Raw genomic sequence first — 5,802 nt, 5'->3', positions numbered from 1 at the left:
GCACTAAAGAAATTTAATAAAATAAAAGTTTAAACCACTTCATTATTAAGAAGTATAAACTACAAAATATAGACATCTTAAAATTATGGGAGGATAATAAACTTATTGAAAGATGCTACGATAATCAAAATTACTGGAAGGTAGGCTTCATATTAACCAACGATATTTATAAGCTAACGGATAGTGATTTGACATGGAATGAATGGTTAAAATTAAATGGTAAAACCCCCTAATAAAATCAGATTATAATTAATCATTCATTATGATTACTAAAACAAATAATATGAACAAAATGAAAAAAGTATTTTTATTGTTAATAACAACTATTATCTTATGTGCTTGCAAATCAGATGTAAATATAAACTCTATCACCTTTAAAGAATTAGATTCCATTAATTCAGAACCAAAAGAGCACATCATTAAATTTTTAGAAAATTCTGATTATGTTCTTTTGAATAATCAACCTACATCTGAACAATGGAAATCAAATAACGGAAAAGAAATTATTCAATTTAACGGTGAAGGAGTTTTAGTTTTTTTGACGTACAATGAAAATATTTATACTTCACTTATAGAGGATCTAAAAAAATCTAAATATATAAGTACAGGGACTTCAGTTAACAATGGCATAGAAGTAGAGTCTTATTCGAAGAATCATGAAACTATTTTTATATCATCATCAATAAATACTGATAAAGAAAACAAAATTTATTCTATAACTTTTTTAAAATAGTATTTAATCTATTTTATTTTTAAAGGCGGTGTATTTACTTGGCGATTATAATATAATACGGATATGATAAAATCGTATATTTAAGCAAAAATATTACGTATGGTAAAGCGTAAAACCCGGAGTAGAAGGATGTATATCATAGCTTTTTGTTTCCTTGCGTATTTAGTTTTTTGCCAGTCCTGCATGACTATGCGTATGGGCAGGGCCAAAGCTGCCGGGTTTTTCAGCACTGCCGGCGTAAAATATGTTGATTCTACTGTTATTGTTGAAAACCATCCGCTGCACTACATACAGACAGGTGATTGCGGAAAGCCTACGCTGTTCTTCATCCATGGTTCTCCGGGAAGCTGGGATGCCTACAAACAGTACCTTACCGATACACTGCTGCTGGAAAAGTTCCGCATGATAGCTGTTGACAGGCCGGGCTTCGGTTACAGCAGTTTCGGCACGGCAGAAGGGCTTGCCGTACAGGCACGTTTACTTGCAGGGCTTATAAAGAAACTTGACAACCATACGCCTGTTGTGCTTATCGGCCATTCCCTCGGTGGGCCTATTGCCGTAAAAATGGCAGTAAATGAGCCTTTATCATATCAGCACCTCATTTTGCTGGCAGCAGCGGTGGACCCCGGAGCGGAAAAACCTGAAAAGTGGCGTTATATCATAAAGCAAAAACCGCTGAGGTACCTTATTCCCGGTGCACTCCGCCCATCTAACGACGAATTATGGCTGCTTAAGCAGGAGCTTATCGACATGCAGCCCCAGCTGAAGGACCTTACGGCGGGTGTTACTATCATTCACGGCACAAAAGACGGCCTTGTGCCATACCGCAATGTGCCTTTTATGAAAAAGGAATTTATTAATGCCAAAAATGTAAAAGTGATAAGCATAAAAGATGCCAATCACTTTATCCCCTGGGAACATTATGGCGAGATAAGGGATGCGCTGCTAACCCTTCAGCTTTAGTCAAAGCACTCCATCATCAGTAAATCGCCTTCACGATACTCTATAATTACCATGCCATCATGCAGTACCTCATTGCTGCTACCGGTGCGGTAGCCAATATGCAGTTCTTCATCGTTCAGAGGATATTTCAGGTTTTGCGTTTTTATCCCTTTTACACTGCCTACAGGAACTAAAGAAACAGGTGTGCCGGCCGGATACCATTTTTCAAACTTCGGCGGCAGCAGGAATATCTTTGAATGATCATCAAGCATTACAACCTTAATTGTATTACGGTAGCGGACTATGTTGGTTATATTGGTAATGGTATGGTCTGCCCTTTTGCCGGTAGCCCATATAACATTAACGGCAGGTATGCCACGGCTAATCAGGTAATCAAAAGCTTTTTCAAGGTCTGTCTTGTCCTGGTCAGGTGTATAAACTATTTCTAAAGGATATTGCTTTTCCCGATAGTGTTCAGGGTCCAGGCCCCTGTCAAAATCCCCAAGCAGTACATCTACTTTAATTCCCAGTTCCAGTACACGTTCTATAGCGCTGTCCAGCACAATTACGAGCGGCGACCATTCCAGCAACTGGCCCATTAGTTCTTTACTGCATTCAGCGCCGTTGGCAATAATAAGGGCAGGTTCCTGGTCTTCGCGTACAATGTGGTGTGAGGACATGAATAGGTTTTAAAAATTAAGGTTTAAAGTTACAGTTGGCCTCAAAGTTAGTATTATTTATAATCCGAAGGGCAAACCTGAAACTTTAAACCTTAAACATTGAGCAAGTATTATTGGATTGTATAATTAATCGTTGAAACTTCGCTCAGCCTGAAATAGCCTAAAGGATAATTGGCCTCATTGGTCTGGTTTATAATATTGCCGCGCACAGTAGCCGGCGGGGTAGCAAACGGGCCACCGCCACCATCGCCTCCTGAAACGCTTATCAGTATGCCCATATAATTGTAATACCTTTCAGAAATGCCGTAAAGCCTTATGCCAACTACATCACCGGCAGTAAGGTCTTCCTGGCTGAAGAACCCGAACATTTCATTGCCATCAAAAAACTGGTCATCTGTAACATCATAGTCAGGATACGGCAGGCGGTTTGTGTCAAAACGTATTAAATAATAGTTTTCTACTACCGGTTCATCCTGGAAGAAGAACCGTACTTCAATATCCTCATTAAGGAATCCCCCTTCATTATCCTGTATCACATTGGTTATATCCGGCACAGGATTAAGGGTTTCTGTTGAGGTATACGTCTGTCCGTTATAAACCACTGTCAAGGTATAGGTTCCGCCAACTTCGGGTACAAAATTGTTGCATATATATTCTCCGGTACCCGGTGTTTCAACAAAGTTAAAAACGGTATTGTCAGCTTTGGTAATAAAAACAGTAGCCCCTGAAACCAACGGTATTGCGGGATTGTAGTAACCGGTGGTAGTACTAAGTTTTATTTTCTGCTGGCTGCCGTCAGTACCTTTAACCCAGTCTATGGAAGCTTCAATAACAAGGCGGGGCGGGGCAGTGTTGAGGTCAACATTTACAACCTCTTCACATGAGGCAGCAAACAGGCCGGCTATGATTGTGGCGATATAGATTAATTTTTTCATAATGTTATATTTTAATATCCCGATGGCTGTAGCCCGGAATGATATTTTAGAATCTGAAATTATACGTTACACTTGGTATCAAGCCAAATATAGACAGCCTCACGGCCTCATTGGCTCCTGTATCTTCATTTTGCCTAAAGGTTATGGAAGCGGCATTCATCCTGTTATAAAGGTTATAAATACTGAATACCCATTCGCCCTGCCAGCCCTTTTTCTTTTCAGGTTTTGGGGTGTAAGTTGCCGAAACATCAAGGTGGTGGTAAGCCGGCAGCCTGTCTTCATTCCGGCTGCTGTAGCTTGGTATATTCAGGTCGCCGTACCTGTAATAGCCGTTAGGATAAGTAACCGGCTGGCCAGACTGTAATACAAATATTGCTCCAAAAGACCACTTGTCATTCAGTTGATAAGATGCCGTTGTGGAGAGGTTATGTGTTTTGTCGTAGCCTGAAAGGTACCAGTCGCCGTTGTTTATACCTGTTTCGCCCGGTACCCTGCCGGGAGTTTGCTGCTCCGTCCGCGAAAGCGTATACGATATCCAGCCATTAAGCTTGCCCGAATTTTTACGCAGTAATACCTCAAGGCCATACGCCCTTGACCTTCCATTGAGTACTACCTGCTCCACTGCATTGTTAGCAATAAGGTCGGCGCCGTCTATATAATCCAGCCTGTTTTTTATTTTTTTATAATAGGCTTCCACTTCAATGGAGTAATTATCATCTTTAAAGTTCCTGAAATAGCCTATAGCATACTGGTCAAGTGTTTGGGGCTTGAGGTAATTGTCGCTCGGCGCCCATACATCAAGCGGGGTGGGAGATGCTGTGTTTGAAATAAGGTGCAGGTATTGGGCCATGCGGTTGTAGCTTGCTTTAACCGACTGGTTATCATTAAGCTGGTACGCTACTGCTACCCGTGGCTCAAAATTATTAAAGTCGGCTATGGTTTCACCACTTCCATACCTGCGCGTGCCTGTAGGGTCGGCTTTTTCATATATTTTTAGTGCATAATCAAATACTACAGGCTGGTCATTAGCATAGGTGTTTAGTGTTTGTGCCCCAAGCCTGTAGAACATACTGTAGCGTAATCCATAGCTTATATTCAATTTTTCGGTAATTTTTTGTTCTGCTTCAATATACAGGGCAGGTTCCAGCGCATATTTTTTATCAAGCTGGTCAAAGTTAACAGCCGATGTTTCACCTGTTGGCGTTACCGTACCCGGATTAAAATCGTAGTAAATGGCATTAGCACCATAACTCAGCTTCAGGTTGTCCGACAGGTAATGTTTAAGGTCGTACTTCAGGTTATAGTTTTTAATGCCCGAATCCCAGTCAAGCCCAATAAAATCAAGCGTAAGCCCATAATAGTAATCGCTGTAAATAAGGCTCGTATTGGAAAAAAGCTTGTCGCTGAAAAGGTGATTCCAGCGGAGGTTTATTACCGCATTGCCATAAATGTTGTTGAAACTTTGGTTGATGTTAAAAAGATCACGGCCAAAATATCCTGAAAGGTAAAGATTGTTATTGTCATTAAGCTTGTAGCTCAGCTTAGTGTTCAGGTCATAAAAATAGGCGGAGTTTTCATTATCAGTAAGCTTCAGGAACAGGTGCGCGTATGAGGCGCGGCCGCCGATAAGAAAAGAGCCCCTGTCTTTAACAATAGGTCCTTCGGCGAGCAGCCTGCTTGAAATAAGCCCTATACCGCCGGTCATGCGGTATTCCTTGCTGTTCCCTTCTTTCTGGTAAATGTCAAGCACCGAGGAGAGCCTTCCGCCATAACGTGACGGTATGCCCCCTTTGTAAAGCTTCAGGTCTTTTATCGCATCCGAATTAAATACAGAGAAAAAGCCGAAAAGGTGCGAAGAATTGAATATAGTAGCCTCATCGAGGAGTATAAGGTTCTGGTCGGCGGCGCCCCCACGCACATTAAAACCTGAAGCGCCTTCACCGGCGTTGGTTACGCCGGGTAGCTGTAGTATTGATTTTAGCACATCTACTTCGCCAAGTACCACAGGCATCTTCTTTATTTGTTGTATGGTGAGCTTGTTTACGCTCATCTCCGGCTTCTTGATGTTTACCCTCGGTTTGTCTGTATCAATAACTACTTCCTGTAGTTCCTGTACGCCCGGCGCCAGCTGGTAGTTCTTCCTGATGTTCCTGTCAAGCACAATGGTTTCCTCAATAGTGCCGAAGCCAATACTGCTTATTTGCAGCGTGTAGGTACCTGCCGGTAGTGAAATGGAATAAAATCCATACTCATTTGTTGTAGTGCCTGTCTGGAGTTCTTTAATGTAGATGTTGGAGCCGATGATGGTTTCATTACTGCCGCTATCGGTAAGAGTGCCGCTAATGGTAAATTTTTCCTGAGCAGTAGTAGTTGCAAAGAGTAATAACAAGAGTGCCGTGAGACACCCTCTAAAGGGTAATGTCATAATTAAAGATTTTGATTGATGGTTGCAAATTTATTACTTAGATATTAAGTACACGACAAAAATTGTATTAAATTAATTTCCAGCTTA

The 5,802-nt window shown here is 41.3% G+C and carries 5 protein-coding genes; 2 read left to right on the top strand and 3 right to left on the bottom strand.

Annotation, left to right across the window (positions count from 1 at the left end):
• The first annotated feature begins 292 nt into the window (after positions 1-292).
• Complete coding sequence (locus tag CHU92_RS02230; protein ID WP_129582985.1) at positions 293-733, top strand: hypothetical protein; 441 nt, start codon at positions 293-295, stop codon at positions 731-733.
• A 99-nt stretch (positions 734-832) separates the two neighbouring features.
• Entirely contained in the window at positions 833-1,696 is an 864-nt protein-coding gene (locus CHU92_RS02225) for an alpha/beta fold hydrolase (protein WP_094412168.1), read from the top strand.
• On the opposite strand, the gene CHU92_RS02220 is transcribed toward CHU92_RS02225, so the two are convergent.
• The 3 genes from CHU92_RS02220 to CHU92_RS02210 form a co-directional block, all read right to left on the bottom strand.
• On the bottom strand, positions 1,693-2,355 hold the full coding sequence (locus tag CHU92_RS02220) for a thiamine diphosphokinase (protein WP_094412166.1): 663 nt from the start codon (positions 2,353-2,355) through the stop codon (positions 1,693-1,695). The genes CHU92_RS02225 and CHU92_RS02220 overlap by 4 nt on opposite strands.
• Before the next feature lie 110 nt (positions 2,356-2,465).
• Positions 2,466-3,290: a DUF4249 domain-containing protein gene (locus CHU92_RS02215; protein ID WP_094412164.1), complete on the bottom strand. Its 825-nt coding sequence runs from the start codon at positions 3,288-3,290 to the stop codon at positions 2,466-2,468.
• A 46-nt stretch (positions 3,291-3,336) separates the two neighbouring features.
• Positions 3,337-5,715: a TonB-dependent receptor gene (locus CHU92_RS02210; RefSeq protein WP_094412163.1), complete on the bottom strand. Its 2,379-nt coding sequence runs from the start codon at positions 5,713-5,715 to the stop codon at positions 3,337-3,339.
• Between the last annotated feature and the right edge of the window lie 87 nt (positions 5,716-5,802).

This window comes from Flavobacterium cyanobacteriorum (genome assembly GCF_002251835.1).
Taxonomy (GTDB): Bacteria; Bacteroidota; Bacteroidia; order Flavobacteriales; family Flavobacteriaceae; genus Flavobacterium; species Flavobacterium cyanobacteriorum.
The sequence above is the reverse complement of the archived record's forward strand: the minus strand, read 5'-3'. Positions and strand labels throughout refer to the sequence as shown.

Bases quoted from the DNA above. Each gene is read 5' to 3' on its own strand.
- CHU92_RS02210 (WP_094412163.1), bottom strand. From the start codon at position 5,715: ATGACATTACCCTTTAGAGGGTGTCTCACGGCACTCTTGTTATTACTC.
- CHU92_RS02220 (WP_094412166.1), bottom strand. From the start codon at position 2,355: ATGTCCTCACACCACATTGTACGCGAAGACCAGGAACCTGCCCTTATT.
- CHU92_RS02225 (WP_094412168.1), top strand. From the start codon at position 833: ATGGTAAAGCGTAAAACCCGGAGTAGAAGGATGTATATCATAGCTTTT.
- CHU92_RS02215 (WP_094412164.1), bottom strand. From the start codon at position 3,290: ATGAAAAAATTAATCTATATCGCCACAATCATAGCCGGCCTGTTTGCT.
- CHU92_RS02230 (WP_129582985.1), top strand. From the start codon at position 293: ATGAAAAAAGTATTTTTATTGTTAATAACAACTATTATCTTATGTGCT.